23 protein-coding genes and 1 tRNA gene are annotated in these 25,949 nt (G+C 55.4%); 11 read left to right on the top strand and 13 right to left on the bottom strand.

The window, feature by feature from the left end; genetic code table 11:
• Positions 1-14: 14 nt before the first annotated feature.
• From H6815_14450 to H6815_14435, 4 genes are all read left to right on the top strand, one after another.
• Entirely contained in the window at positions 15-539 is a 525-nt protein-coding gene (locus tag H6815_14450) for a DnaJ domain-containing protein (GenBank protein MCB9861640.1), read from the top strand.
• On the top strand, positions 536-1,819 hold the full coding sequence (locus H6815_14445) for a DUF21 domain-containing protein (protein MCB9861639.1): 1,284 nt from the start codon (positions 536-538) through the stop codon (positions 1,817-1,819). Before H6815_14450 ends, H6815_14445 begins: the two co-directional genes overlap by 4 nt.
• Entirely contained in the window at positions 1,809-2,816 is a 1,008-nt protein-coding gene (locus H6815_14440) for a DUF21 domain-containing protein (GenBank protein ID MCB9861638.1), read from the top strand. The genes H6815_14445 and H6815_14440 overlap by 11 nt, the downstream gene beginning before the upstream one ends.
• A gap of 90 nt (positions 2,817-2,906) precedes the next feature.
• Positions 2,907-3,119, top strand: a complete 213-nt coding sequence (locus H6815_14435) for a dodecin domain-containing protein (GenBank protein ID MCB9861637.1) — start codon at positions 2,907-2,909, stop codon at positions 3,117-3,119.
• A 34-nt stretch (positions 3,120-3,153) separates the two neighbouring features.
• Here H6815_14435 and H6815_14430 read toward each other — a convergent pair whose 3' ends face one another.
• Together H6815_14430 and H6815_14425 are read right to left on the bottom strand one after the other, a co-directional pair.
• Entirely contained in the window at positions 3,154-3,393 is a 240-nt protein-coding gene (locus tag H6815_14430) for a CDGSH iron-sulfur domain-containing protein (protein ID MCB9861636.1), read from the bottom strand.
• 121 nt (positions 3,394-3,514) lie between these two features.
• Positions 3,515-4,834, bottom strand: a complete 1,320-nt coding sequence (locus H6815_14425; GenBank protein MCB9861635.1) for a hypothetical protein — start codon at positions 4,832-4,834, stop codon at positions 3,515-3,517.
• 223 nt (positions 4,835-5,057) lie between these two features.
• On the opposite strand from H6815_14425, the gene H6815_14420 reads away from it, so the two are divergent.
• The 4 genes from H6815_14420 (at position 5,058) to cls (ending at position 10,693) form a co-directional block, all read left to right on the top strand.
• Complete coding sequence (locus H6815_14420; GenBank protein ID MCB9861634.1) at positions 5,058-6,317, top strand: hypothetical protein; 1,260 nt, start codon at positions 5,058-5,060, stop codon at positions 6,315-6,317.
• A 214-nt stretch (positions 6,318-6,531) separates the two neighbouring features.
• On the top strand, positions 6,532-7,749 hold the full coding sequence (locus H6815_14415; protein MCB9861633.1) for a hypothetical protein: 1,218 nt from the start codon (positions 6,532-6,534) through the stop codon (positions 7,747-7,749).
• 40 nt (positions 7,750-7,789) lie between these two features.
• Positions 7,790-8,971 (top strand): hypothetical protein, encoded by a 1,182-nt coding sequence (locus H6815_14410; GenBank protein MCB9861632.1) that lies wholly within the window; start codon positions 7,790-7,792, stop codon positions 8,969-8,971.
• A gap of 249 nt (positions 8,972-9,220) precedes the next feature.
• A complete protein-coding gene (cls, locus tag H6815_14405) occupies positions 9,221-10,693 on the top strand; it encodes a cardiolipin synthase (protein MCB9861631.1) in 1,473 nt (490 codons plus the stop codon).
• Between the two features lie 4 nt (positions 10,694-10,697).
• Here the strand turns inward: cls and H6815_14400 are convergent, their stop codons facing one another.
• The 10 genes from H6815_14400 to H6815_14355 form a co-directional block, all read right to left on the bottom strand.
• Positions 10,698-11,591, bottom strand: a complete 894-nt coding sequence (locus tag H6815_14400; protein ID MCB9861630.1) for an MBL fold metallo-hydrolase — start codon at positions 11,589-11,591, stop codon at positions 10,698-10,700.
• Between the two features lie 47 nt (positions 11,592-11,638).
• Positions 11,639-12,106: a transcription elongation factor GreA gene (locus H6815_14395; GenBank protein MCB9861629.1), complete on the bottom strand. Its 468-nt coding sequence runs from the start codon at positions 12,104-12,106 to the stop codon at positions 11,639-11,641.
• A gap of 111 nt (positions 12,107-12,217) precedes the next feature.
• Positions 12,218-13,105: a hypothetical protein gene (locus H6815_14390; protein MCB9861628.1), complete on the bottom strand. Its 888-nt coding sequence runs from the start codon at positions 13,103-13,105 to the stop codon at positions 12,218-12,220.
• Positions 13,106-13,183: 78 nt separating this feature from the next.
• On the bottom strand, positions 13,184-14,173 hold the full coding sequence (locus H6815_14385; GenBank protein MCB9861627.1) for a hypothetical protein: 990 nt from the start codon (positions 14,171-14,173) through the stop codon (positions 13,184-13,186).
• Between the two features lie 65 nt (positions 14,174-14,238).
• Positions 14,239-15,207, bottom strand: a complete 969-nt coding sequence (locus tag H6815_14380; GenBank protein ID MCB9861626.1) for a D-alanine--D-alanine ligase — start codon at positions 15,205-15,207, stop codon at positions 14,239-14,241.
• On the bottom strand, positions 15,204-16,133 hold the full coding sequence (murB, locus tag H6815_14375) for a UDP-N-acetylmuramate dehydrogenase (protein ID MCB9861625.1): 930 nt from the start codon (positions 16,131-16,133) through the stop codon (positions 15,204-15,206). Before murB ends, H6815_14380 begins: the two co-directional genes overlap by 4 nt.
• A 1-nt stretch (position 16,134) precedes the next feature.
• Positions 16,135-17,733, bottom strand: a complete 1,599-nt coding sequence (locus tag H6815_14370) for a hypothetical protein (GenBank protein ID MCB9861624.1) — start codon at positions 17,731-17,733, stop codon at positions 16,135-16,137.
• 240 nt (positions 17,734-17,973) lie between these two features.
• Positions 17,974-19,344, bottom strand: a complete 1,371-nt coding sequence (locus H6815_14365) for a serine/threonine protein kinase (protein MCB9861623.1) — start codon at positions 19,342-19,344, stop codon at positions 17,974-17,976.
• A 234-nt stretch (positions 19,345-19,578) separates the two neighbouring features.
• Positions 19,579-19,668, bottom strand: a tRNA-Ser gene (locus H6815_14360).
• Between the two features lie 35 nt (positions 19,669-19,703).
• The gene (locus H6815_14355) at positions 19,704-20,498 is read right to left on the bottom strand and encodes a phosphatase PAP2 family protein (protein MCB9861622.1); all 795 of its coding nucleotides are present in this window, start codon (positions 20,496-20,498) and stop codon (positions 19,704-19,706) included.
• On the opposite strand from H6815_14355, the gene H6815_14350 reads away from it, so the two are divergent.
• A complete protein-coding gene (locus tag H6815_14350) occupies positions 20,464-22,386 on the top strand; it encodes a glycosyltransferase family 39 protein (GenBank protein MCB9861621.1) in 1,923 nt (640 codons plus the stop codon). The two genes, H6815_14355 and H6815_14350, sit on opposite strands and share 35 nt — an antisense overlap.
• Positions 22,383-23,117 carry a tRNA pseudouridine(55) synthase TruB gene (truB, locus tag H6815_14345; GenBank protein MCB9861620.1) on the top strand — a complete coding sequence of 245 codons (735 nt, stop codon included), beginning with the start codon at positions 22,383-22,385 and terminating at the stop codon, positions 23,115-23,117. The genes H6815_14350 and truB overlap by 4 nt, the downstream gene beginning before the upstream one ends.
• On the opposite strand, the gene H6815_14340 is transcribed toward truB, so the two are convergent.
• On the bottom strand, positions 23,114-24,367 hold the full coding sequence (locus tag H6815_14340; GenBank protein ID MCB9861619.1) for a hypothetical protein: 1,254 nt from the start codon (positions 24,365-24,367) through the stop codon (positions 23,114-23,116). The two genes, truB and H6815_14340, sit on opposite strands and share 4 nt — an antisense overlap.
• Positions 24,368-24,462: 95 nt before the next feature.
• Between H6815_14340 and H6815_14335 the strand changes: the two genes are divergently transcribed.
• A complete protein-coding gene (locus H6815_14335) occupies positions 24,463-25,896 on the top strand; it encodes a short-chain fatty acid transporter (protein ID MCB9861618.1) in 1,434 nt (477 codons plus the stop codon).
• Positions 25,897-25,949: the final 53 nt, after the last annotated feature.

Raw genomic sequence — 25,949 nt, 5'->3', positions numbered from 1 at the left:
AGTACACTCAGTCCATGTGCTCAGCGTTCCAGGTTCTTGGCTTGCCGGAGAAGTTCGATTTGACCGAACGGCAGATCGAGAGCGCGTATATGTCGCGTGCCTCGACAACGCATCCAGATCTTCTTGATGCAACAGAAGATGCCGAACTTCTGTCGGCAGTCTTGAACAAGGCTAGGCAGTGTCTTCTCAATCCGGAATCGCGCGCACAGGAGTTGCTGAGAATACTGGCGCCACCAGAGACGATGTCTGACACGTCGCTACCCGAAGGCTTTCTGATGGACATCATGGACGCACGGATGGGTATGGAGATGGCGTTGTCATCCGAAGATGTAGATGAGATTGAAAGGTGGCGAGTGTGGGCTCAAACCCAAAGGACCGGATACATGGAGCAGGTTGGCGGTATGTTTGAGTCACTACCCAGCATAGGTGATGCAGAGATCCACAAGAAAGCGCATGAGATCAAGCAAACGCTGAACGCGTGGCGATACATTGAGCGGATGCGAAACCAACTGGACGAGCACATGGACATAACACAATGATTGTTGTCCTGTTGTTGCTTCTGCCGGTGCTGTTGTTTGTGTCGGGCGTCTGTTCTGCTGCTGAGACCGCCTTCTTCTCGTTGACTCATCGTGATCGGATGGAGTTACAGCGAGCGCATCCCGCGGTCGATCTGCGCGTTGCAACAGTAATCTCTAACCACAGAGCGCTCTTGCTGACGATCCTGTCTGCAAACACGGTTGTCAATGTGTGCATCTTTGTTCTCGGTACGATGCTTGGATGGCAGGTCCATGACAAGGCCGCTGCGACCGCGGTCGGTATTGCGACTGTGCTGGCCGTTATTCTCTTTGGTGAGGTTCTGGCCAAGGTGCTTGCGACAAAGTTTCGAGTGCAGTACTGCCTGCTGTTCTCGCGTCTGTGGCTTGTGATTCATACTGCGTTTCAGCCTATACGTATTGTGCTGAATGCGGTGCTTGAACCATTGGTGCGCATTTGCATGCCTCGATCGCAGAAACGGGCAAAGCTCGCGCCGAAGGATGTGGGAACGCTTCTGTCAACCGGCGCGGACGAGGGTGTGATCGCATCGCACGAGCACTCTCTGCTCGAGCGTGTTGTTGCGATCGGAAACGTGCAGACAACACACGTTATGATCCCACGTTCGGTCGTGCGATGGTGTGACGTCAACGCAAAGCCGCATGACGTGAAAGATATTGTGCGAGGAACCCACATCGCGCTTCTTCCCGTTGGTGAAGGTGGAATCGATGCTGGTGTTGTGGGACTTCTAGATGTTAATACCTACCTTTATGAAGTCGAGTTGCACAGCGTCGCAGATATCCGATCGCATCTCGTTGATGCGAGGTACGTTCCAGAGACCACTCGTCTAGATGCACTTCTGACGATGCTGCATGAGTGGAATCTTGATCTTGCCATGGTTGTGGATGAGCACGGCGTCGTCGTGGGACTGGTGCGCACGAGCGACATCGTGCGCGTTCTGGTTCCGAGTGCAAATACCGATCAGATCGACGAAATGCGCCGTGTTATTACACACGAGGATGGCTCGTTCTCCGTCCCGGGTAATCTGACAGCACAATCGTGGAAGAAAGTGCTTGCAATTGAATCGAGTGATGATCCGTTCCCAGGGGACGTCTCGACGGTCGCTGGGCTTGTCATGCACGAACTTGGTCGCGTGCCTGATGTTGGCGATGAGATCGTGTATGGCGATATTCGTGTGACTGTAGAGCAGATGTTCAAAAACACTCTCGAGCGGGTGCGGTTACGTAAAGAATATCCGCAAACTCAGGAGGTGGCAGATGCCTTCTGAGTATCTCATGTGGACAGGGCTGACGCTCGTTGGCATTGGCGGCTCAGCTTTGTGCAGCGGCTCAGAGAGTGCGCTCTATCGGGTGGACAGGCTCCGTGTCGAAGCTGAATCTGCCGAGTTCAGACGCAAGGGCGTTCGTCATAGTAAAGCCTCGCGCCTAAGCGAGGAACTCCACCAGCCGGACCGACTGTTGTCAACGCTACTTATCGCGAATAACGCATTCAACTATGTTGGCGTGCTCGGGATTGCAGGAATCCTGCACTCGATGGCGATGAGCGAAACGATACAAGTGATCGTGAACGTGCTTATTGTCACGCCGTTGTTGCTTGTGTTCGCAGAATCCCTCCCGAAAGAACTGTTCAGACTCTCAGCCGATCGCGCGGCATATCTGGTACTCCCGGTTGTGCGTTCGATGCGTCTGCTGTTCACGATTCTGCTCGTTCTCCCGCTTGTATTGTGGTTCTCTCGAGGTGTTGCTAGACTCTTTGGCAGCAGTTCGTCGATGGGCGATGCTCGCGCCAGGCTTTCGGGACTTCTCATTGATGCTGCGGGTACCGGTTCGATCACGCCACGACAGGCCGAGATGATTGATAGCGCCATGCAGTTTGGGCAGGTGCGTGTGCGTGACGTGATGCACTCGTGGAACGAGGCCGTGTGTGTTGCAAAGTCGGCATCGCGCGCGGCGATTGTCGATGCAGTCTCGCGAAGCACGGGCTTTGGGGTGCCAGTGCTTGATGGCAACAATCGCGTTGTCGGTGCTGTCTGGAAGGCAGATGCGCTGTCGTCATCGCATGACGCACTTCGCGTGCGCACGCACGCAAAGCTGACACCGAACCAGTCGGTGCTAGGTGCTGCCGAGCGCGTTGCGAGATCGCCCGCACGAATCGGCATTGTCTTCGAGAATGACGCGCCGGTCGGTCTGGTGACGCTTGACGATCTTGTCGAGCCACTGCTCAAAGCGTCCACAGCAAGGAGGTCTGATCAATCGGGCAACTGATCTTGTGGGTGTACCTGTTTATAATGCTGTACGCAGCATCGAGTATGATGCCGTAGGATGTATTGAGAGAATGAACGAAAGGAAACCGTCATGGCAGATCGTTCCGTTGCAAAGGTGGTCGAACTGACCGCAAAGTCCAGCAAGTCATTTGAAGATGCGATTCAGGCTGGGATCAAGCGTGCAAACAAAACGCTCAAGAACGTCAAGGGCGCGTGGGTTAAGGAGATGAAGGTTGATTGCAAGGACGGCGAAGTTACGGCTTACTGCGTCAACATGAACGTGACGTTTGTGCTCGACGAGTAACTTGCTGTTACTGTATATGAATACTGTACACTGATTATCTTGCCTCCGATTGAGAGTCGGTGTCTTTTTCTTTGCGCACCACGCGTGTGCGTGAAGGGTCATAGACATGCACCTCACCGGGTACTTCATCTTTGCATCCCTTGTGTGAGCCGTCGCAGAACGGGAAGTTCTTTGACAGTCCGCACGCGCAGATGAAAATGGGTTTGTCCTTGGGCAGGTCCTCGAGCTCGATACGGATGGGCTTGTCTGCGTCGTGTCTGATGAGTCGTGCCATGATAACGCATGGTATGCTGTGGTGCCGATCAGGGTTCTGGCGGCTGCAACAACCTCACTTGGCTACATCAAACGATAACCCTCAAGGTCGGAACACATGCGATGCTGTTGTTCGTGTTTACTTATGGCCTGTATATAACGAACGAGATCGGGGCTCGCCCATCCCAGCTGTCCAGTGGATTCCAGGTGAGGATGTGCAGATCTGATCCGCTGCGCTGGCATCGTGCGATCACCGGCGCTCCGGTGGAGGTGGGCTCCGCGTCGCTCGCGACAGCGATATCCGTGTCTGTGATTCCGCCACTGATCTGGACAATAAAGCCTGTTGATGTTGTCGTGACAGCGGTGACATTTGACGAGGCGGAAACGATGGTGCCGTTCTCAAGTATCTTGCCGTAGGCGTACGTGGGATGAACGCCGTGCATGCCCATGCTGATCTGGCCGCCTTCCGGGTTTAGCTGCAGCGTTGCTGGCTGACCACCGGATCGCGCCATGATCTCGTTGGTATCGATCGCAAGATTGTTCCCGGTTTCCGATCCGACAACGATCGTGCCGCCGCCGCTCAGCTGCGCTTCGCTGGCTCCCCACGCCCAGATCGACGGCCCGAGCGAGTTCGACGCGAAGATGGTGGGATAGGTTGTGTGGGCGGAGTCTGCGCTGATCGCAAAGAGCGCATTCTGGCCCGAGTCGACAATTGTGAGCTGCCCCGGCAGCTGTGAGGGATTACCGATGCCCATCTGCTGATGGACGATGAAGTCTCCGAGGCTGTTGATTCGCATGCGGCTGATGTTGCCACCCGTGCGGAAGAGCATGCCATCGGGCGCAGCGGGGGTGTTGTACAGAATCCCTCCATTGGTCGGAGACTGCGGATCACCAAAGAACAGCCCGCGCTCGGTGCTGTCGGGCGAGAGGATGCTCACATAGTTGCTTGACGATCGCTCGAACACGGCAGAGGAGCTTGAGTGCGCTGTCACAGCGCCGGCCGAACCTTCCATGACGTGGAGCGGCGCTTCGGGCGCATTTGTACCGATGCCCACGTTCTTGTTCGCGTCAACATAGATGCCACGAGTCTGGACCGAGAATGGCGAAGCGCTCAGTCTTGTGCGTGGTGACAGTTCTGTTCCGTTCACGGTGATCTCGAGCCAGTGGTTCGTGTTGCCGAATGCCTGCACGCCAAAGTCAAGATCTGCGGTGAATACTCCGTCGGCGACAGAGAGGTTGTTGAACATCACGGCAGAGCCAACCTGGCTGCCGCCCGTCACCGCGTTCCAGAGGGAAAAGTCAATGTTGTATGTTCCGCTGGCTGGCTGGCCCATCTGCTGAAGCTCACCCTGATACGTGAATGTCGTGTCGGTCTGGGCAATGGCAGACATTGTGCCTGCGAGCAGCAAGGCTCCGGCACACAGTGTTCGGGTGAATCGAGCGGTGGCAGTTTGATAGGGCATGATGCTTCTCCTGAATGATGGGTCTCTACCTGAGAAGCGTTGTTCGGACTGCACACTCCTATGTGGCACTTCCATTTTTATTGCTGCGATGAACTTCTTTACAAACTCATCGTTTGTTGAAAGTACAAGAGTTCGTGAAGATATCGCTGTGTCGCATTGATAGCTGTGTTGCGTCGGGCATTCTGGTCACGCCACGCGCTGCCGACTGCCGATTCCAATGAGCATGCCAAAGCACAGCGCATTGTCTGCTTGCATCGTACTGACTGCAATCGTCACCTCCGCCACCATCTCCGCTGCCCAGACCGCCTGCCACGGGCAATGGTTCGGCTTCGGCTCGGGAACAGACGGTGACGTGTTCGCTCTGACTGCATGTCCCAATGGGGACATCGTTGTGGGTGGCTTCTTCACAAGTGCCAACAGCGTGCCCGCGAACAACATTGCCCGCTGGGATGGTTCTGCGTGGTCGCCCCTTGGCTCCGGAACTGATTCCGGTGTGTATGCCCTGACGACACTTTCCAATGGCGATGTGGTCGTAGGCGGCTCCTTCTTTTCCGCTGATGGTGTGCCCGCGAAGCGCATCGCCCGCTGGGATGGCTCAACATGGTCAACGCTCGGTTCTGGGATGAACAACGATGTGCTTGCTTTGTTGACACTCGCCAATGACGATGTGATCGCGGGCGGCGACTTTGTCAATGCCGGAGGCGTGGCAACACCCTTTATTGCCCGCTGGGATGGATCAGCATGGTCTTCGCTCGGTTCAGGAATGGACGGTTCGGTGCGATCCCTGACGATGCTCCCAAATGGCAATCTTGTTGCAGCTGGTCCTTTCAGCAGTGCTGGCGGCGTGTCTGCGAACAATATCGCGCGCTGGGATGGGGCTGTGTGGTCATCGATCGGTTCTGGAATAGACGGTATCGTGTTCGCGGTGACTGCGCTTCCGAACGGTGACGTAGTAGCAGGCGGGGATTACTTCTTCTCGAACACCCTCCCCACAGACCATATCGCTCGCTGGGATGGAACAACGTGGACTTCGATCGATCCGGGATTCAACGGTCGAGTTCTTTCGCTGACAACGCTGCCGAGTGGTGATGTAGTCGCGGGAGGAGAGTTCTATCGGCCCATTCATCAACTTGCACGTTGGAATGGTTCGATCTGGTCGCACCTTGAATCGGTGTCGGGTGGCGCTGGAGGAGCCAAGGTGTATTCGATGATGACGCTGCCCGATGGCGATCTGTTGGTGGGCGGACGTTTCTCCAATGCGCCTGGCATCTATTCGGTCAACGGGCTTGCTCGTTGGACCTGCCAGCCCCCGCTGTGCTATGCAGACTGCGACGAATCCGGCACACTGGATGTGTTCGATTACACCTGCTTCGGCGATCAGTACTCGGCTCTGTCGATCTACGCTGATTGTGATGGCAATAGATCCTACGACATCTTTGATTACATCTGCTTCGGCAACGCCTATGCAGCTGGATGTCCGTGATTGCAATTCGCGTTATCAGATCGAGACTACTGTAAAGTGTGGATTGCATGTTTGCAGGACGTTCGCACAGCAGTTGGCCAGTGGAGGCCTATCTGCGATTGTGAGTGGCCATTTCAACCTGATTGCACAATGTTGCGCACATGTTCAAGCCAGAATATCGTAACATAGTTGTCATGATAGAACCCGTTGCTGGGTCCCCGTCTTGGAGGTTCTCATGGCTTACAAGCAGAATACAGGTTGGCGTCGTGCGATGATGCGTTCGAAGTTTGGCTGGATGTTCACTGTATGTGGCACAGGGCTTTGCGGGAGTGTTGCGCTGGCCACGTTGCAATTTGAGGATCCTGACGGACCCGGGGCCTATGTCGTGTTTGCTGCAAATGACCTCGGAATGCACTGCATGCAGCAGGACAACTCCGAACTGCACATTCTTCCACCATTCAACACAGTCCACGCGCAGGTGATCAAGCGCGGGAACAATCCCGACATTATCAAGAACGAATCAGAGTTCACGATCGAATATGTTATCCCATCAAATACACGATCTGCTGACAAGACGAACTTCTGGACATACGCGCAGGCGCTCTATGGGGTTGTGCTGCCTCCCGATGTTGGACTGACTGGCAACGGCATGTCCGGCACGATGTCATACACGGGCAACGGTGATCATGCCGTGACGGGTATTCCCATTACACCAATCGATGATAATCTGCGCGAGAACCCATACCCGCTCGCAACAATCACTGTGAAAAAGCAGGGGCAGGTTGTTGCGCAGACACAGACAACAGTTCCTGTGTCGTGGGAGATTAACTGTAATCTGTGCCACAACGAACCGGGTAAAACACTTGGACAGATGGTGCTGCCGATCCACGATGCAAATCATGGCACTTCGCTTGTGGGGAACGAGCCGATCCTCTGTGCGAGTTGTCATGCCGACCCTGCGATTGGTGCAACTGGCCAGCTTGGTGTGTCGACATTTTCATCTGCGATGCATTCTTCTCACGCGCCTCATATGGGCGCCGTGTCATATCTGAACGAGAGTTGCTATGCGTGCCATCCAGGTATCCGCACGCAATGCCAGCGCGATATCCATCTTGCGAACAATGTCACTTGCACAGATTGCCATGGCAGCATGAAGGCTGTCGGCAATCCAGCCCGTACGCCGTGGGTTGACGAGCCCCGCTGTGGAAGTTGCCATCAACGCCCGGGATTTGATTTCGAGGAACCGGGGAAGCTCTTTCGTGAATCGCGCGGGCATGGCGATGTGACGTGTCTCTCGTGCCATGGAAGCCCGCATGCGATCACTCCGACACTGACTGAAACCGACAATCTGCAGGCCCTTGTGCATCAGGGCCATCCGGGCAAAATCGACTCCTGCACCGTGTGCCACACTGTGCAACCAGGAGAACCGTTCTTTCATCGTCGTGAAGACTGAGCCTGTGGTGATCTCACACACACAAATACATGGAGTTCCAATGAAACCCTCACACACCTCCATTGTGCAAGCCTGGTTTGTCTGCTTTGCACTTGTATCTGGCGCTCACGCGCAGGAGTATGTTGTCAAGGCTCTTGGAACGCCAACAGTGCAGACCGCTGCGATGGCGATCAACAAAAATGGCATTGTAGTTGGTTGGGATCTTGATCTTGCTGGACACTTTACCGCTGTGCGGTGGGACGATGTCACACCAACGCAGTTTGGAGCAGTTTCGGGGTTCTCGCACGCGCACGGTTCCGCGGTCAATAGCAGCAACAACGCAGTCGCGATCGTCTTTTCGCTTGGCACGCTTGGCTCGCAGGCAATGCTGGTTGATGCAGCCGGCGCGACATCGAATATTGGCTCGTTCCAACCAAGAGGTATGAACGACCTTGGGGTTGTTGTTGGCAAGCAGGATATCACGTTCGGCGCGGGCTGGCACTCGGATATTGCGGTGCAATATCAAAACGGCGTGTTGACAGCACTCGGCATGTTCACCGATGTGATAAGCGAGGCAACCGACATCAATAACTCGGGAGTTGTTGTCGGATCGTTTATCCCTGCGGGCCAGATGAAGCCGCGTTCATGCGCATGGATCAATGGTGTCAGGCACGATCTTGGTACCTTGGGAGGATCAAGCTCACAGACAATGGCGATTTCAGACTCCGGCTTTGTGGTTGGTGTCTCAGATACGTCGAGTGGACTCAAGCACGCATATCGACTAGAGCTCTCATCGACAGGACAGGTCTCAAACCGTGTTGATCTTGGAGAGCTTGGAAATGGTTTCTCATACGGCTGTGCTGTTAACGAAGCGGGGGTTGTTGTTGGCACGTCGAACACGCGCGCTTTCATCTGGGAAAACGGCATCATGACGGATCTGAACACACTGATTGATCCTGCGATGGGATGGACACTGCTCGGCGCAACCGGCCTCACTGATGATGGACGCATCGTCGGCTGGGGAGTGCAAAGTGGCGCACAATCGCGTGCGTTTTTACTGGAGCCGACTGATTTCTGCTACGCAGATTGCGATGGTAGCGGTGTGCTTAACATCTTTGATTACATCTGCTTCGGCAACGAGTATGCTGCAAATAATCCCTATGCGGACTGTGATGGCAGTGGCTCGCTGAACATCTTCGACTACATCTGTTTCGGGAATGCCTATGCGGCTGGGTGTCCGTAACTGATGACCATTTCGGGAGTTCCCCGGTGCGAAAGGTATCGGTCTTCTGTTGCTTTGAACCCTTCCCTTTCTTCTGCTTCTTGTCTCTGTGTTCCTCGGTACCTCTCTATTGTTCAAATCCTGCTTCTTTCTATCTCTGACTGGGTCCCCGTGTGCGCGAGGGATGACGGAGTGAAGAACCAATCGCGCTCGATCTGAGCGGGATGCTTTTCGGGCTGAGGTGGATGATCAGGCATAACAATACTGTGCATGAACGCCCATTTTTTTACCATCGGCCTGTTCGGGTTTGCGATCAACATGGCTGTTGTCTATCTGGTGATCGAGTGGGCGATCCGCGTGCTGATCGTGCCAGTCATCATTCGCAAGCATGATACTGCCGAAGCGATCACATGGCTTGCAATCACGCTGTTCCAGCCGATTCCCGGGCTCTTTATCTATCTTTTGCTGGGGAACCAACTGCTTGGGCGCAGGAGAGTCAAGGCGTATAGAAAAGCGATCGAGATGGTTGAGTCGTCGCCGCACGCAAAGGCGATCGAACCCTATACAGCGAAACGTGAGGATATTGAGCCGCAGCATCGGGACCTGTTCCACCTTGCTTCGAACGTCAGCGGGACACGGCCGCTGGCGGGCAACTCATTCCGCATTGTGCAGGATCACGGGCAGGTTGTGGATGTGCTCGTGCATGACATCGATCAGGCACAGTACCATGTGCATCTGCTCACCTACATCTTCCGAAGCGATGCGACCGGTGCGCGTGTTGCAGAAGCGCTCGCGCGCGCGGCTGGGCGCGGTGTGCGGTGCCGGGTGCTCGTAGACGGTGTTGGTAGCGCTCGCATGCTCAAGGGGCTTGCTCACACGATGCGATCGAATGGCATCGAAGTGCGTGAAGCGCTGCCCGTACGACCGTTGCGACGACCGCTGCAACGATTTGACGTACGCAATCATCGCAAGCTGATGGTGGTCGATGGGAGCATCGCGTACGCGGGCTCGCAGAACATGTGCGATGCGGACTACGGGCTGAAGCGATTCGGTCCATGGCATGATCTAACCGCACGGATCACAGGTCCGATGGTGCAGCAACTGCAGATGCTTTTCTGCGAGGACTGGGCAGCGGAAACAGGGAACATACCGCAGGATGAGGGCATCTTTCCGGAGATGCAGAAGCCGGATGGCTCGATCATTTCGCAGTCTGTGCCGTCCGGGCCAGCCACGCGAAACGAAGCGTTCCGGAACGTGATCTTCGGTGCGATTAACGAAGCAAACCATCACATTGTGATGGTGACTCCGTACTTCATTCCTGACCAGGCAACGCTGCTTGCATTGAAACTTCGCGCTGCTGCTGGCGTGAAGTTAGACATTATTGTGCCCGAACGAACAAACTCGTTGCTTGTGAATGCGGCGGCAAAGTCTGTCTTTGCGGATCTGCTGCGCGTCGGTGCAAAGATCCACCTGCACAGACCTGGGCTTCTGCACGTGAAGGCGATCACTATCGATGATTCCATTGCGCTCTTTGGATCCGGGAACTTCGATCGACGATCATTCCGACTGAACTTTGAGCTGAACCTGCTTCTGCACGGTCGTGCCGTGACGCATGAGCTTCGAACGATACTTGAGTCATACAAGGAGAGCACGCGCATGCTCGACATCGATGAACTCAATCGGCGTCCGTGGTACCAGAGGCTCGCAGACGACGCAGCATCGCTTGTTGCACCGTTGTTGTAGCACATTATTCGAGATGCACATCACCGATGCGTTCGCAGATAATTGGCTTGGGCTGCCAGGCGAGTTTCAATCGCTCGATCGGTTCGTTCATTGGCTCGCTGGGATCGCGGAATGTCGAGTGATGCACAGGCATGAAACGCCGGGCACCCATGCGTTCAGCCATGGCTGATGCCTGCTCGGGTGTCGCGTGCATGGTGTCCCATGGCACATAGTAGTTGCCGATACCCATGATCACGGTGTCAATACCACTCAGATGGTCGAAAGAGTCTGTCTCTGCGGTATCCGCAGCAAATACAAGCTTCCGGTTGTCGGCTTCGATTACGTATGCGTTGTATCCACGATGGACATCGAGGAGAAATCGTGCGCCCCAGTGCTTGCACGGGAGCGCGTGTATTCCAAGATCTGACACGGACTCGGTGTGCTCCCAGTCCAGTTCCATAATGTGCCCGAAGTGACGTCCGCGATGTGGAAGCAGTCTTCGAGTGTTCTTCGGGATAACCACACTGGAGTGACTATTCGCGAGACGCTCGAGCGATGCCTTGTGCCAGTGGTCCATGTGTGCGTGGCTAAGCAGCACAACATCGATCTGAGGAAGATCCTCGATCGATCCTGGAAGTGCTGTGGATCTCTTTCGACCTGTCTGCCTTCCGTACACCGTCGTGCCGGCGCGGTCCCCAAAGTGCGGGTCGGTCAGGATTGTTGTCCCATTCACTCTGAGAAGTGTTGTTGCCTGCCCGAACCAGAATGCACCGAACTGTGCAGCATCCCATGCTTCACGTTCGGGCAGCGACCCGGTCGGCACAAGCACCGGCTCCGGTTGGCGCATGCCGACATGCTCGGCGATCATCCATCCCCAGTGTCTGGAGAGCGCCCTGATTCGTTCGATCGATCTGCCCATGTGCAATGGTTGTAATGAATGAAATGCTGAGGCTCACATCTGGTGTATCACAGCAATGCAACAATCTCAAACTTCTTGACGCCGCGTGGAGCATTGAATCGAATTGTTTCGCCGACTCTTGCTTTCATGAGCGCTTCACCCATTGGGCTGGTCACTGTAACCTCGTCATAGTCATCAGGGTCATCATCTGAGAACTCGCCAACGAGTTTGAACACATCTACCTCGTCCGTGTCCATATCGCGCAGCTTGACCATCGACCCAAGGAACACGACGCCCGCTTCGTTTGCGGTGTTCGTATCAACAACGTTGGCGTTCTTGAGACGATCCTCAATCCGCCTGATCTCAGCCTCCTCAAGCCCCTGTTGTTCACGGGCTGAGTGATACTCGGCATTCTCCTTGAGATCGCCAAGTGCGCGGGCTTCCTCGATGCGCGCAGTAATGACGGAACGATTTGCAATGAGATCCTTCACGCGTGCTTCAAGACGAGATTTCTCTTCAGCTGTGAGTAGTTCCATGCTCAACTCCGAACCAAATCGTGGCGTTTGAGACAACGCCAGTCCAACAATACAGCCCCGGGGTGGTGTCTGTCGTCGTGACACGCGTGCCGGGGCTGACAAGTGGGTATGTTAGTCGCTCTCGGCCCTGCGTGCCACCGGCACCCCAGTGACCTGTCCGGAGGTCTGGACAGGCATGACATACGCCAATATCCAGCACAACATCGCGACAATGAGTATGAAGACAAGCTGTGTCCAGTCTGCCGGAGTGACAGCTTGTGCGTGCTGTGTCCATTCGTTCCGCAAGGGGTGTAATACTGCTGTGTATGGCGACATCATCGCGTACCGCGTGTTCCACCCGAGCAGTTGTACAAGCGGCACAACGGCGGTGAGCGCAATGATGGCTGGCATCCATACCCAATGGGGAGTACGGATGATGGGTTGTATGGATTGTTGGGTGCTCGCTCTGTATCGCCTGCCGAGTGCAACTGCAAGCAAGCCGCCAATGGCAAACGTCCACACAAGAAGAGCGCACGCGGTAATGCCGATCTGCCCAACTGTCCATCGTCCCAGCCAGATTTGTGGCCAGAGCATTGCCTGCATCGGAATCAGAATGATCGGCAGGTCGCGGCGAACCGTGGCAATGCCACCATCGACCGGGCACATCTGGCTGAGTCGAACCATCGGCCAGAGCATTGCGATGCCGACAGCAACCCCAACCATCATGATTCTTGCCGACGGACGATACTCGTTCACATCAAGCGGTGCCTGACCGAGACGTGCAAATCCCATGACTGTTGTCAGGAGAAGATAGCACGTCCAGACGAGTGCAAACACACGTGGTTCGCCTCGACGATGATTCCACTTGTCATTCCGCGGGAACGCAAGAATCTCGTCCTTCTCTTGATCATTGGATGCTATGGCGCACTGGGGCTCCGCGGTCTCAGGTGCAGCGACAGCACTTGGCGTTTCAGCAACGCTTTCAGAGATACTTGGAGTTGGTTGTTGTTCTTCTTCCATGAGATCGCATTGCGCACGGGATGCGCTGAATGATAGAAGCCCACGCCACAGATAGGCCCCATCCAATGCAGATGCGGATCAGGGAATGTTCCGTCGAGTTGGTTGGAACCGGGTGATGTTGATTTCCTTCAGGCCCTGATCGATCCGTCCGGATGCTTCGTAGAGGTATTGGAGGGTTTCCATTTTTTCCTTTGAGGGACGCTCGCCAAGCGGAGCGCCATTCAGGTCGAATGGGACACCCCAGACGACGCGATTTCCTTCATCTGTCAGCAGAACAAGCTGACCGCGATCGTTTCCAGATGTGAAGTTGCTTGCTTCAATGCCGATAATCTGATGGAAGTATGTCGCAGTCTGTAAAGCTTTGAGCAGTTCAAGACTCGCTTTCAACTCGGGGCTCTGCCATCGCTTGCCATAGGCCAACGAACCGTCGTCATGTGTCGGCATCGGTTGTGTGAGTCCATGAATGCAATGGAACTGTGATGTGCCAGCGTCATATGAGTAGGGGAGGAGTTCACCGGTCAATGACACCAGATGATCGCGTCCCTTGTATCTTACGACCGCACCGGGAGCTCGCCAGTGCCCCGAGATTCGAACTCTGCCTTCCTTCTCACGCTCCACTCTTGGTGCCGAAAGAAACCACCCTGTGTCAAAGAGCATGGTGCTGATGTCTCGCAGGAGTGACCCATCAATGGGGTCGTAGGTATTGCGTGCAGCATGATCCAGAATGGTTCTCCGTACCAGCCCCATCAGATGCTCCTTGTGCTCAGGAAGCATCCATGTTTGAGGCACGCCGGACGCATCTGTCATTTGGGGTGAGACAGGCCAGTCGATGGTTGGAAGCACACCGGCGGAGGCAAGGCGCTTTGACGTACGATGCTCAAGCGAAGGAAGACCAAACAGGATGGCAGCGCACAGGATAGCGATCACGATCGAGCTTGTGACCACGCTGAAACTCGGAACCCACCAACGTGTGTCGGTGTCCGCAAGTTTTTTCTTCGCGGGCTTTGCCGATCGTGATGCTGCGCCAGACCGGGATGACGACTTTGACTTCGATGCGCGTTTGGCCACGCAAGCCTCCTCTCAAACCAGCTATGTCGGCGTGTGCGATGAGAATGCTGAAGTTTGAGCCAAAGTCAGGCATTAACGGGCGACGAAACCGGATTTGTGCGATGGAGAGCCATGGACACCAGTTGTGTCACCAGCATTTCGAATGAGATGCCGACATGCTGCGCAGCCTTGGGCACAAGCGAGTGGCTGGTAAACCCGGGCATCGTGTTCAGTTCGAGCAGCCACGCCCCGCCCTGCCACGGGCCTGCTGTTCCTACCATGAAGTCCACGCGAGCAAGATCTCGCACCCCGATCTCTCTGCACAGTGAAACAGCTCTACTAGACAGCGTTTGTGTCAGATTATCTTCAAGCGGAGGCCCGATGTCATAGACGGTGTCGTTGCGGATGTACTTTGCTTCATAGTCATACACGCCTGACGCTGGCCGAATACAGATAAGCGGGAGCGCCTTCCCGTCAAGCACGCCAACAGTGATTTCATATCCCTGTACATGCGGCTCAACCATGTATGCCCGCTCGGGGTGGTTCAATCTGTCAGCAATAACTTCGGCGATCGCTTGTGTGTAGTCGGCTTCATCTCTGCAGATATGCAACCCGACGCTCGATCCATCATGGACAGGCTTGACAACACATGGATATCCGACAGTTGAGGTGAGATCCCGCGCATCGAGGATGCACGCTGGGAGGGTTGGAATCCCAATGCGAGATGCAGCAAGCAGTGTCGCCAGTTTGTCCATAGCTATACGTGCAGCCGCAGGGCCTGATCCGACATATGGCCTGCCGTCATGTTCCAGCGTTTCCTGCAGAATACCGCCCTCACCGTATCGCCCGTGCAGTGCTGGGAATATCACATCCCCCGGCATTGCAGCGAGTTCTTCCCCTGTCAAACGATCGATTGTGCGGGTTTCAACAGAGAACGTGCCGTTGGCTTGGAGTGCCGATGCAACAGCTGTACCGGAATCAATACTCACGGGACGCTCAGCATCAGGACCTCCCATCAGAACCAGCACGGTGGGTTTCTGCACATTGCTTGTCATGCCGAACGCTCCCAAACCACAACCTCGCGCTGAAGTAAAACACCAAAGGTCTCGTGGACTGCTCTCTGGCACAGATCCATCAGTTCGATGATGTCGCGAGCGCAGCCGTCCTTCGAACTGCAGATGAAGTTCGCGTGGTGCTCGCTGACGCGGGCGCTGCGTATTTCGGTGCCTTTGAGACATGCCCGATCAATGAGCATTCCAGCACTGACACGCAACCCCTTTGAACCGATGGAATCGATGTCGTGTGGCAGTGTGGGGTTCTTAAAACAACAACCCGCCGAGTCAGCAGACAAAGGCTGGGTCCGCTTCTTGTACTCCATCGCGTCGAGCTTGCGCTGCTTGATGTAGTTGGGATCATCAGGTGTCAGTTTCAGTTGAACTTCCATGACAACAGCATCGTCGAATATGGCATCATTGCCGAACCGTGTTTCCCTGTACGAGAATGCAATGTCGTCCTTGTGCAGTGTCCGAAGCGTGTTGTCTTTGCAGACAAGTGTGACGGAATGGACAGCATCGCCAATTTCACCGAATGCGCCGCCCGCGTTCATTCGTATTGCACCGCCGATGGAAGCAGGGAAACCAGCAAGCCCCTCGATCCCTGCAAGCCCCCGGCGTTCGCACAAGTTGATGAGTTTGGGCAACGTGACACCGGAGCCAACACTGACGATCCCGTTGTCGTGGAACGCACATTGTGTGAACGCGGGCGATGAAAGTCGTACAACAAGCCTGTCGATGCCCTCATCGCACACAAGCAGATTTGCTCCTTCGCCAAGAACGACAAGCTTGTCATCGATATCGCGACACGCGCGGAGTTCGTCAAGCGATGTCGGCGTTGCCATTGCATCTGCGCAGCCGCCCACACCAAACCACGTGCTGATCGGCACGTGCTCAAGGATCTCAATGCTCGTTCGGATCGTGCGCACGTTACGACCTCGCTGCAGAGTGTGCGTGCTGCGGTTCGATCATCTGCGATTGCGACGGCTTCGGATCCCGGGCATGGAGAAACGCGTATCCCACCTCTCCGATCGGTCCAGCTCCCATGACGACCAGCGAGTCTCCTGGTTCGCAGACGAGTTCGAGCATGTCTGTAATCGCTTCAAACGGATGCATGTGGATCGCGTGCACGCCGTTTGCACGAAGCCGGTCAACAAGAAGTGCACCAGTAACCTTGATTCGATCCTCGTCCTTGTCACGAACAAAGTAAATCTCAGGCACGATCACAATGTCAGCATCGGAAAACGCGAGCGCAAACTCATCGAGAAAGTGGAGCGTGCGCGAGTGCTGATGTGGCTGGAACACACACACGAGTTTCGCATCGGTGCGGTCCAGATTGTCCATCTGTCTGATCGCCTTGAGTGTTGATTCACATTCGGTTGGATGATGTCCGTAATCATCCCACACCTTTACATCGCCGGTGTGTGTGCCTCGACCGATGGATCTTGTGCCCAAGACCTGGGTACGGCGGTTTGCACCAGCAAAGCGTTCGAGCGATGCTGCAATCGTCGCGCAGTCAGCACCAAACCGAAGCGAGAGTACAGCAGCAACCGCTGCATTCATCGCATTGTGCGATCCGGGGATCTTCATTGTCCATGTCGCAACCGTGTGATCCTGATTGGAGAGCATCACGCGCTGGATTGAGGGTTCATACTCGACTCGCCAATCGGCATCGGGATTAAAGCCGATGGTCTCGATCTCGCAGGTTACTTTGGCGCACACCTTCTGCCGATGCGCGTTGTCATGATTGATAAGGAGGTACCCGCCATCAGCAGCGTCTGGCACAAGCGCAGCAAGGTCTGCGAACGTGTCGACAAGTGAATCGATCGACCCGTACACATCAAGATGATCAGGCTCGACATTGGCGATACTGCAAACGATCGGACGCATATTGAGAAAGGACCGGTTGAACTCACACGCTTCAGCAACGAGAATGCCCGGCTTTTCACGGAACGGCCCATAGGGCACTGTGCGCGATCCCATTCGGAATCCTGTTGATGTCGGCACACAGAACCCGTCGAGCACGTCTGTCTTTGTAGCCTGCGGCGCTAGACATCCAAGTTCCAGTTGTGGCACACCCGCACCAACGATCACGTTTGGATCGAGCTTTGCATCTGTTAGGATGCACCCAAGCATGGCTGCGGTTGTGCTTTTGCCGTGGGTACCTGCGAGCGCGACACCGGTGCATTGCGCCATCATCTGGCCGAGCGCCCGAGCGTATGTGAGCACGCGCATGTTTCGACGCTTGGCATCAAGCAACAGTGGATGTGTTTCCTTTACCGCTGCTGTCATGACGACAAGATCACACGAGTCGGGCAAGCGTTCATATCCAACGCGAGCTTGTGCCGGATCGGATGGGCCAATGAGCACCCTAATATCATGTGTTGCAAGGTCCCGCGTGGTCTTTGAGGCGCACGCGTCTACCCCTGTCACCACAGCGCCACGTGCGCGAAGCATGCGCGCAAGCCCGGACATGCCACAGCCACCAATGCCGATCATGAAAACGTGTGTGCCAGCCCAGTTCTGCACTGCGACGTACTCCCACCAAAGCGTTGCTGAGAGTATCGGCAGAATGTCGAAGATTTGAGCAGTTTCAGCAGATCAACGATCTTGTCTGCAACCTGTCAACTGTGTGTGAAGTGTGATACTTCTGTGGAAAATGCAACTCGCTGCGTTGCAAGTTCGTGCCCAACAATGGACATGATTTCAACACTAGTTGTGCCGTGTGCAGTATGAGTGGGAAAGTTGTGCGTTACCTGATGTCGTCGGTCACAGCATCTGGATCACATTGCCAATGATGCTGAGAGCAGCGATGACGCTCACCGCGATCAGTGCGAACAGGAGTGGCTGGCTGTTTCCTGTGCCTCGTGATGTATCCTGTTGGAGTTCGACTGGCGCACTCGCCTCAGCAGTTGCGAGGCCAGCAAGATCCATCTCTCGAAACTCGCGCCCAGCCAGCACAGGAGATTCTCCCTTGGCGATGGCTCGAAGATCCACAAGGAGATCGTGGCTGGTTTGGTACCGGTTTTTTCGGCTCTTCGCCATCATCATCTCGATGACCTGGCTGATGCCTGCGCCGAGCGCCGGGTTGACCTGATCTGGCGGCACGAGGTCATTCTTCAGGTGCTTGTGCATCACACTTGACGGGTTTTTGCCGTCGAACGGAACGTTGCCGGTTACCATGTGGTAGAGCGTTGCACCGAGGGAGTAAATGTCTGCCTGTGGGCCTATGGTCTTCTCGCCACGGATCTGCTCCGGACTAATGTAGTATGGCGTCCCAAACGCCTTGCCTGCTTCTGCTTCTGCCATCTCTGAATCGCTCATGGCGCGAGCCAGACCAAGGTCTGCCAGTTTCACAACGCCGTTTGTGGCGATCATGATGTTCTTTGGTTTGACATCGCGGTGGATCAGCCCCTTGTCGTGGGCGTGCTCGAGCGCTTCAGCAACCTGAATCGCAATCTGAATAGCTTCCTTCTCAGGAATTCGCTTGTGCTTCGCAATGTCGTCATAGACGGTGCGTCCGTCGACATATTCCATGACAAAGTAGTGATAGTCGCCAGCTTTAGCAACGTCGTACGCCTGCACAATGTTTGGATGGTTCAGTTGCGCAGCAGCTCGCCCTTCAGCATAAAATCGCTCAACAAACTGTGGGTTTGCTGTGCTCTTGCGTGGCAGCACCTTGATGGCAACATCGCGATTCAGGCTTATCTGCTTGGCTTTAAACACAGTCGCCATGGCACCTGCGCCGAGCTTGCCGAGAAGTTTGTACCCTGGGATCTTCTGGCCGGAACGCTCAGCCTCAATCTGTGATCTCAGTCGAGCAATCTGACCATGCGTAACAAAGTGTGCGTTGACAAGCGTTTCAATCAGTGAGGTTTCTTCACTGGTCTTCGCAGCCCGAGCCTGCTCAACCTCGTCTTCGGTTGCCAATCCCTGCTCAATCACCAGCCTGCCAACGAGGGTATCAAGATTCGTACCAGACTTTGCAGCTTCCTGCAGCGTCGCCATAGTGTCGGCAAGTGAGGAGGGTTGACGGGACGGGGTATCTGCTGCATCCAGCATTCCCGAGCCCTCGTTCGACTCGTTCGAATCTGCCGAACCGTTGGTGACATGAGGGGTTGGGTGCTGCTCGCTTGCCATGGAAACAGGTCCGGATCTCCAATTCGTTGTCGTTGGATGAATCCTGTCGTGAAGTTGCTCAGATCGTGGGTGTGGTGTCACACCTGTGGATACGTCGGCTGCGTTTCGATGGTTGCCTTGACGAACACAATGCAGTGGTATTCCTGCATCGTACCGATCGCCTTCTCACGCCCGAAAACACTCAAATCGGCCAAAAATGCCGATCTTTGTGTCTCTGTTCATAAGTCAGCGGAACGGAGAGGAAGGGATTCGAACCCTTGAGACAGGTATACCCCGTCTGACGCATTAGCAATGCGTTGCCTTCAACCACTCGGCCACCTCTCCAGAATGTCCCCGTCTGGTTTGGATGGGGGCGGAGACTATAGGCTGATCGCCTGATTTGTCTGCCGGAACTGGGTCTGCAATCTCATCGCGAGCATGCCCGCAAGGAGTCCCACGACTGCGCCACCAACGACATCTGTCGCAAAGTGGGCGCCGGTCGCTATTCGACCAAATCCCACAATCGCCACCAGTCCCCATGCGATCGGACGGAGCCTGGGATAGAAGGCTGCCAGCACAAGCGCGATCGCGGCTGCGCTTGCTGTGTGGCTTGACGGGAACGACCAGAGCTCACTGTGGCCCTTCTCCCAAAGTTCCCATGAATGGACCAGTTTGAGATCGCCCCCAGCTTCGACTGGTTGAGATCCAAACGGCCCCAGAATGAGCGATGCATCGCCGTGCTTTGGACGAGTGCGGCCGACTGTTATCTTCACAATCATGCACAGCAGCGATGCGAAGACAGGAGCAACAACGATCGGCCAGATCCTTTGTGATCCGAGCGGATCCATCTTCCACACGACGAGAGCGATGACCACGATTGACGTAATGCCGCCGAACTGCTGCCAGGCTTCGAGTTCTCGGCGAACATCGCCTCCGAGTCCTCTGATGCCGTGCCCACCATCAAGCATGCTGTCAAACAACGATGCGACAAGCAGCAGCACGATCACGATGGTGCAGCGGTAGAGCCAGACATTTGGTCCGATCCTTGCCCGCGTCATGCAGGCGAGGATTGGTGCGAGCAGCATGTGGACAAATCGAATCGGGAACGCCAGTGCGCGGTTATAGTCGAGCGCATCGCGCATGTTCACAAGGGGAAAGAACCTGCCAGGATTCACGACACAACGCTCCTCATCGACCCAGCGTTCGGGCAAGACCCTGTTTGATCGGCTCAAACTGCTGGCCCGGTGTACGCGCGGCTGGCGTGGCGGCGCGTTTGTGACGCTGATTTGTCTTGCAGTGTATGTCCCGGGATTGTTCTCTCTGCCTGTGGTCGATCGCGATGAGGCCCGATTTGCCCAGGCATCGCGTCAGATGTTCGAATCTGTTGCACTACCGGACGATGCAAAGCGTTCCCCGGATCATGATGGCGGGCTCGCGATCCCCATGCTTCAGGACAAGCCAAGACTCAACAAGCCGCCGATGATCTACTGGCTGCAGAGCGCCAGTGCGGCGATCCTGACAGTTGGGGATCCGAGCAGGGATGCTATCTGGATGTACCGCATTCCGAGCGTGCTTGCGGCGATTGGCGTGTCACTCCTCACGTGGCATCTTGGCCGGCGCATGTACACAGACCTTGTTGGTGTGCTTGCGGGATGGATCATTGCGGTAGCACCGGTGTTTGCGTGGGAAGCGACGCAGGCGCGCGCGGACATGGCGTTGGTGTTTGTTACACTTGCGTCGATGGTGTTGCTGTGGCGGGTTGTTGAGCGGACGACACGGAAACGCGATGAATCATCTCTGGTACACACGCAATCGATGTGGCGTTGCCCGCTTGATGTTGCTGCGATGTGGATTCTGATCTCGCTGGGCATCCTGACAAAGGGCCCTATCACGCCGATGGTGTTTGGATTGAGTGTTGTTTCACTCGCGTTGATGGACAGGCGCATGCGCATCATGCGCGCAGTCAAACCCGTGCATGGTGTCATCATTGTTGTGCTGATGCTCACGCCATGGGTGACGATGGTGTCTCAGCAGTATGGCCTCAAGAACTACATTGATCTGGTGATGCACGAGACGGTGGGTCGGAGCGCGTCGTCACGCGAGGGACACTGGGGACCGCCCGGATATCACACACTTCTTCAGACGGTGCTGATGTGGCCCGGTTCACTGGTGACATATCTGAGCGTCTGGTGGTTCTGGAAGCTTGGAAAGCCGACGAAAGCACACAGCGACAGTGTGGATCTGCGAGCGAGATTTCTACTAGCGTGGCTCCTGCCCTCGTGGATCGTGTTCGAACTTGTCGCAACGAAACTGCCGCACTACACGATGCCGATGTATCCAGCGCTGGCGATCATCAGCGCGCGTGGGATTCTCGGCGCAGCGGGTGGAAAACTCGGCAACATGCTGAGCCCTGTGCGCGTTGTTGCGGTGGTTGTGTGGTTCGGGATCGGGCTGGTCGTGCTCATTGGTCCTTCTGTTGCGATTGACAAGACCGGGGTGCTGGATTTCGCATCTGAGGAAGTGTTTGTCAGATCAGTGAGTATCCTGGGATTCGTCTGTATCGCAGCGATTTGTGCGATTCTTCTTGGCAGCTGGGCATGGTTTACGCGCCGGTTCGTACGAACACTGCTTGTGTCGCTGATCGTGGTGTCAATTGCAATGCCACTACTGACGAGCCTGGTTTTTCCGCTCGCGATGGGGCTGAGTACTGATCTTCGTGAGTTGATCGATGACCTCGATCCAACGGGATTGCGTCCTGTGGCTGGAGTCGGGTATCACGAGGACAGCATGGTGTTCCTGACGCGAGGCCGGTATGAGCGACTCTCGCAAGACGACATGTTCAACTGGATGGAAGCACATGAAGATGGTGTGTTGGTTGTATCTGTTGATACTGCTGATAAAGAAACACCACCTCGAATGCAGGAGTACATGTGGTTCGGTTCCGGGACCATCGGATTCAACTACACAAACGGGAAGGAGCTAACTCTCCTTGTTATGCATTACGATCCCGGTTTCATTGATCGCATGGATCGGTTGAAACAGGAACTTGGTTCTCAGCCATGACGCACACTGACTTACCAACCCCTACAGGTTTCCTTGTCGTTGACAAGCCGTACAGACTCTCGTCGACATCAATCGTGAGCGTGGTCAAGGCTCGTCTGCGTCATGGCGGCGCGCCGAAGCGGATTAAGGTCGGGCATGGCGGCACGCTTGATCCACTTGCGTCGGGCGTGCTGGTGGTACTGGTCGGCAAAGCAACGAAGCTTTGTGATCGGGTGATGCAAGGCACAAAGACCTATCGCGCGACGATTGATCTCTCGCGCACATCCGACACCGACGATCTTGAGGGTGAACTCACAGATGTTCATGTTGCAGCACCGCCGACGCGCGAGACAGTTGACCATGTGCTTCAATCAAAGTTCACGGGCACCGTTATGCAGACGCCACCGATACACAGCGCGATCTTTGTCAACGGGAAGCGGGCGTACGACCTTGCCCGTCGAGGGCACGATGTGCAACTTGAAGCGCGTCCGATCCAGATTGATGCGATTTCAATCGAGCGATACGAGTTTCCCGAACTTGAGATCTCGGTGACGTGCGGCAAGGGGACATATATCCGCAGTCTGGCGCGGGACGTTGGTGTTGCACTGAAATGCGGCGGTATGTTGACAGGACTCAGGCGGACTCAGGTCGGTCTGTTCTCACTTGAGCACGCATACACCCTCGACGACGTGCCCGATCCACTCATGCAGGAGCATCTGCTTTCTATAGACATGATCAATGCGACCAGTTAGTCTTCGTTTTTCGGTTGGACAACCAGCCTCTCGGGTGTTTCCGATGTGTGTGTTGCAGCGAGTTGTGCTCGTGCGCGAAGAGACTCAGCCATCGTGCCTTCAATGAGGCCCGGCATCCAGATTTCAGATTGATCCTGGCTGTCATGCGCTTGTCGCAGGAGGAGGTACAGGATGGTCGTAGAAGCAAACAGGAAGCTTGTTGCAAACGACCAGACGAGAGCCTGCGGAACATATGACCAGAAACGCACCATTTTCGCAGCGAAAGAGGGGGCTTGTTCCGCCTCAGTGTTCACAAGTGTCTGTACTGCCTCGTGATTGATTGCGCCAACACCCCAGAGTGCAACAGCAGCTGTCGCATCGGAGAGTGCATCGAGCACGAGCAGAATCGGCCATGCAACGAGCAGTGAGATGACAAGGTACATCACGAGCCGCAACGGCTGGCCAAGTGCGTATGCGAACGATCGCTGGATCGCTTCCATCCAGTCTGATCCTTCGCACGCGACACAGGGGATGAGCATTGGTGCGCCAGCTGCGTACAGGAATCCGAGTACACACGCAAGAAACGCGATGAGCAGGAAGATGCCGTAGACAACGGAACCGAGTGTTGTTGCACCGATGAGCGAGAATACAAACCATCCTCCGATCATGACACAGCCGACAAGCAACCCAATGACGGCAAGCGGGATGAGGATTGCGCCGAGCACTGCAGCCACCTTCTTGAACGCGAACCCGACAGCGCTCTGGATATCAAGGATGACTCCCTGCGCAAAGTCACACGCGATCATTCGTGCGAGTGCACATCCGCCAATCGCCCAGATGAAGAGAATGGGGAGCCCAAGCACAAACGTGAGCACGCCATACCGATCCCACACATTGGCAGGAGTTTCGAGTACAAGAGAGATCGCCTCATACCTGACCTTTGCAATATCCAGCGAGTACATGCCCTCGGCGATACCGCGGACTCCACCAGCAACCCATCGAGCAACAAACATGGAGAAGTTGCCACGGCTCTGCTGTCCTGCCGCTTCGTCATACGCGGACGTGAAAGTTCCGAGAGATCCAAACTGTCCGATACAGAGAGTGATAAATAACACAACAAATGCAAGCATGAGACGCTCTGGTCTGCAGGCAAGCGGGACAGCCCGCAGGAGCTTCGGCCAGAGCAGTTCGGCGACGAAGTCCGTGTATGAAGCTGGACGAGGTCGAGCTCCTTGGCTTGTTTCGGTCAGAGATGATGGTGACTCGTTCACTCGTACTCCGGATCGCGTGATGGGGGTGAGATCGTAGAACAATCGGCCGGGCGGGTGTGCTGGCGTGATTCGAAGACTTTTACTACCCTTCACACATGCTTGCAACGCTCGGAGACCGTATCAGCCGCATCTTTCGCGCCGTTGTTCCGGACCCATTCGTTATCGCGGTCCTGCTGACGCTGCTTGTGCTTGGCCTTGCGTGGTGGCGGGTTGACGCCAATGCTCCGGAAGGAGTGGGACCTTTCGACAGCTTTGTGCAGGTCATTGGGTTCTGGTCGGATCCATCAAACGGGATCTGGAAGTTTCTTGGGTTTGGTATGCAGATGTGCCTGATCCTGGTCACTGGATTCACACTTGCAGAATCACCACCTGTCAATCGTCTTCTGACACGTCTTGCCGACGTGCCCCGATCCGGCAGATCGGCAGTGGCTCTGGTTGCGGTGGTGTCCTGCTCACTTAGTCTGATCAACTGGGGGTTCGGGCTGATTGGTGGTGCGCTGTTTGCGACGTTTGTTGGCAGGGCGATGTCAAAGCGAGGTATTCATGCACCGATGCCAATCCTTGCTGCCGCAGCGTATATGTCTTTGATGGTCTGGCACGGCGGGCTGAGCGGTACAGCACCATTGAAAGTAACGACGCCAGCACAGATCGCAGACGTGCTTCCTGAGGGTGTGATTCTCGAACCCATTCCACTTTCCAGGACGATCCTCAGCCCATTGAATATGGTCATCACGTTCGGTCTTGTCGCCATTGCTGCAACTGTCTTGTTCCTGCTTGTCCATAAGGACACGATTGATCCAAAGCAAGTTGCAGAATCATCGCACGCACCTCGCGCTTCACACAGCAGAACACCCCCGAGTGATTCCGATCGTTCGATCCTTGTCAAACTACTGGAGGATTCGCCAATTATCAATATGTGCCTTGCTGCAATGATCGGGATCTGGGCATGGAAGTTTTACGTGCCAGATTCTGGTGGGATTGCCCAATCGGGAATCATGAGGCTTTCGCCAGACGAAGTGAACTTGACCATGCTGATGCTCGGCTTGATCCTGCACGGCACACCCCGGCGCTTTCTGAGTTCAGTCGAGCGTGCGGCTGGAAGTTGCGGGGGGATCATTCTCCAGTTTCCGCTCTATGCGGGGATCATGGGCATGATGCACGCGAGTGGATTGACCGCGTGGATAGCTGATGGCATTGCGAGCATCGGCACACGCTCAACATTGCCTGCGCTGACCTGTGTTTCGGCAGGCGTAGTAAATCTCTTCGTGCCATCGGGTGGAGGCCAATGGGCTGTGCAGGGCCCGATTGTCGTCAAGAGTGCAGTGGATGCGGGTGCTGATGTGCCGACAATGGTGATGGCGCTGTCGTATGGCGATCAACTGACCAACATGCTCCAGCCATTCTGGGCTTTGCCATTGCTTGCGATTACTGGTGTTCGAGCCCGCGACATGGTTGGATATTCGGCGATTGTCATGGTTATCGCGTTCGTGTGGGTGATTGGGTGCCTGCTGGTTGCTGGCATGCTCTGATTTGACCTGTGATCCGGGTATCAGAGTGGAGTCGTTGGTATGCTGTGCCGATT

Source organism: Phycisphaeraceae bacterium, from assembly GCA_020639155.1.
GTDB lineage: Bacteria > Planctomycetota > Phycisphaerae > Phycisphaerales > UBA1924 > JACKHF01.
This window is presented reverse-complemented; position numbering and strand designations above follow the sequence as displayed.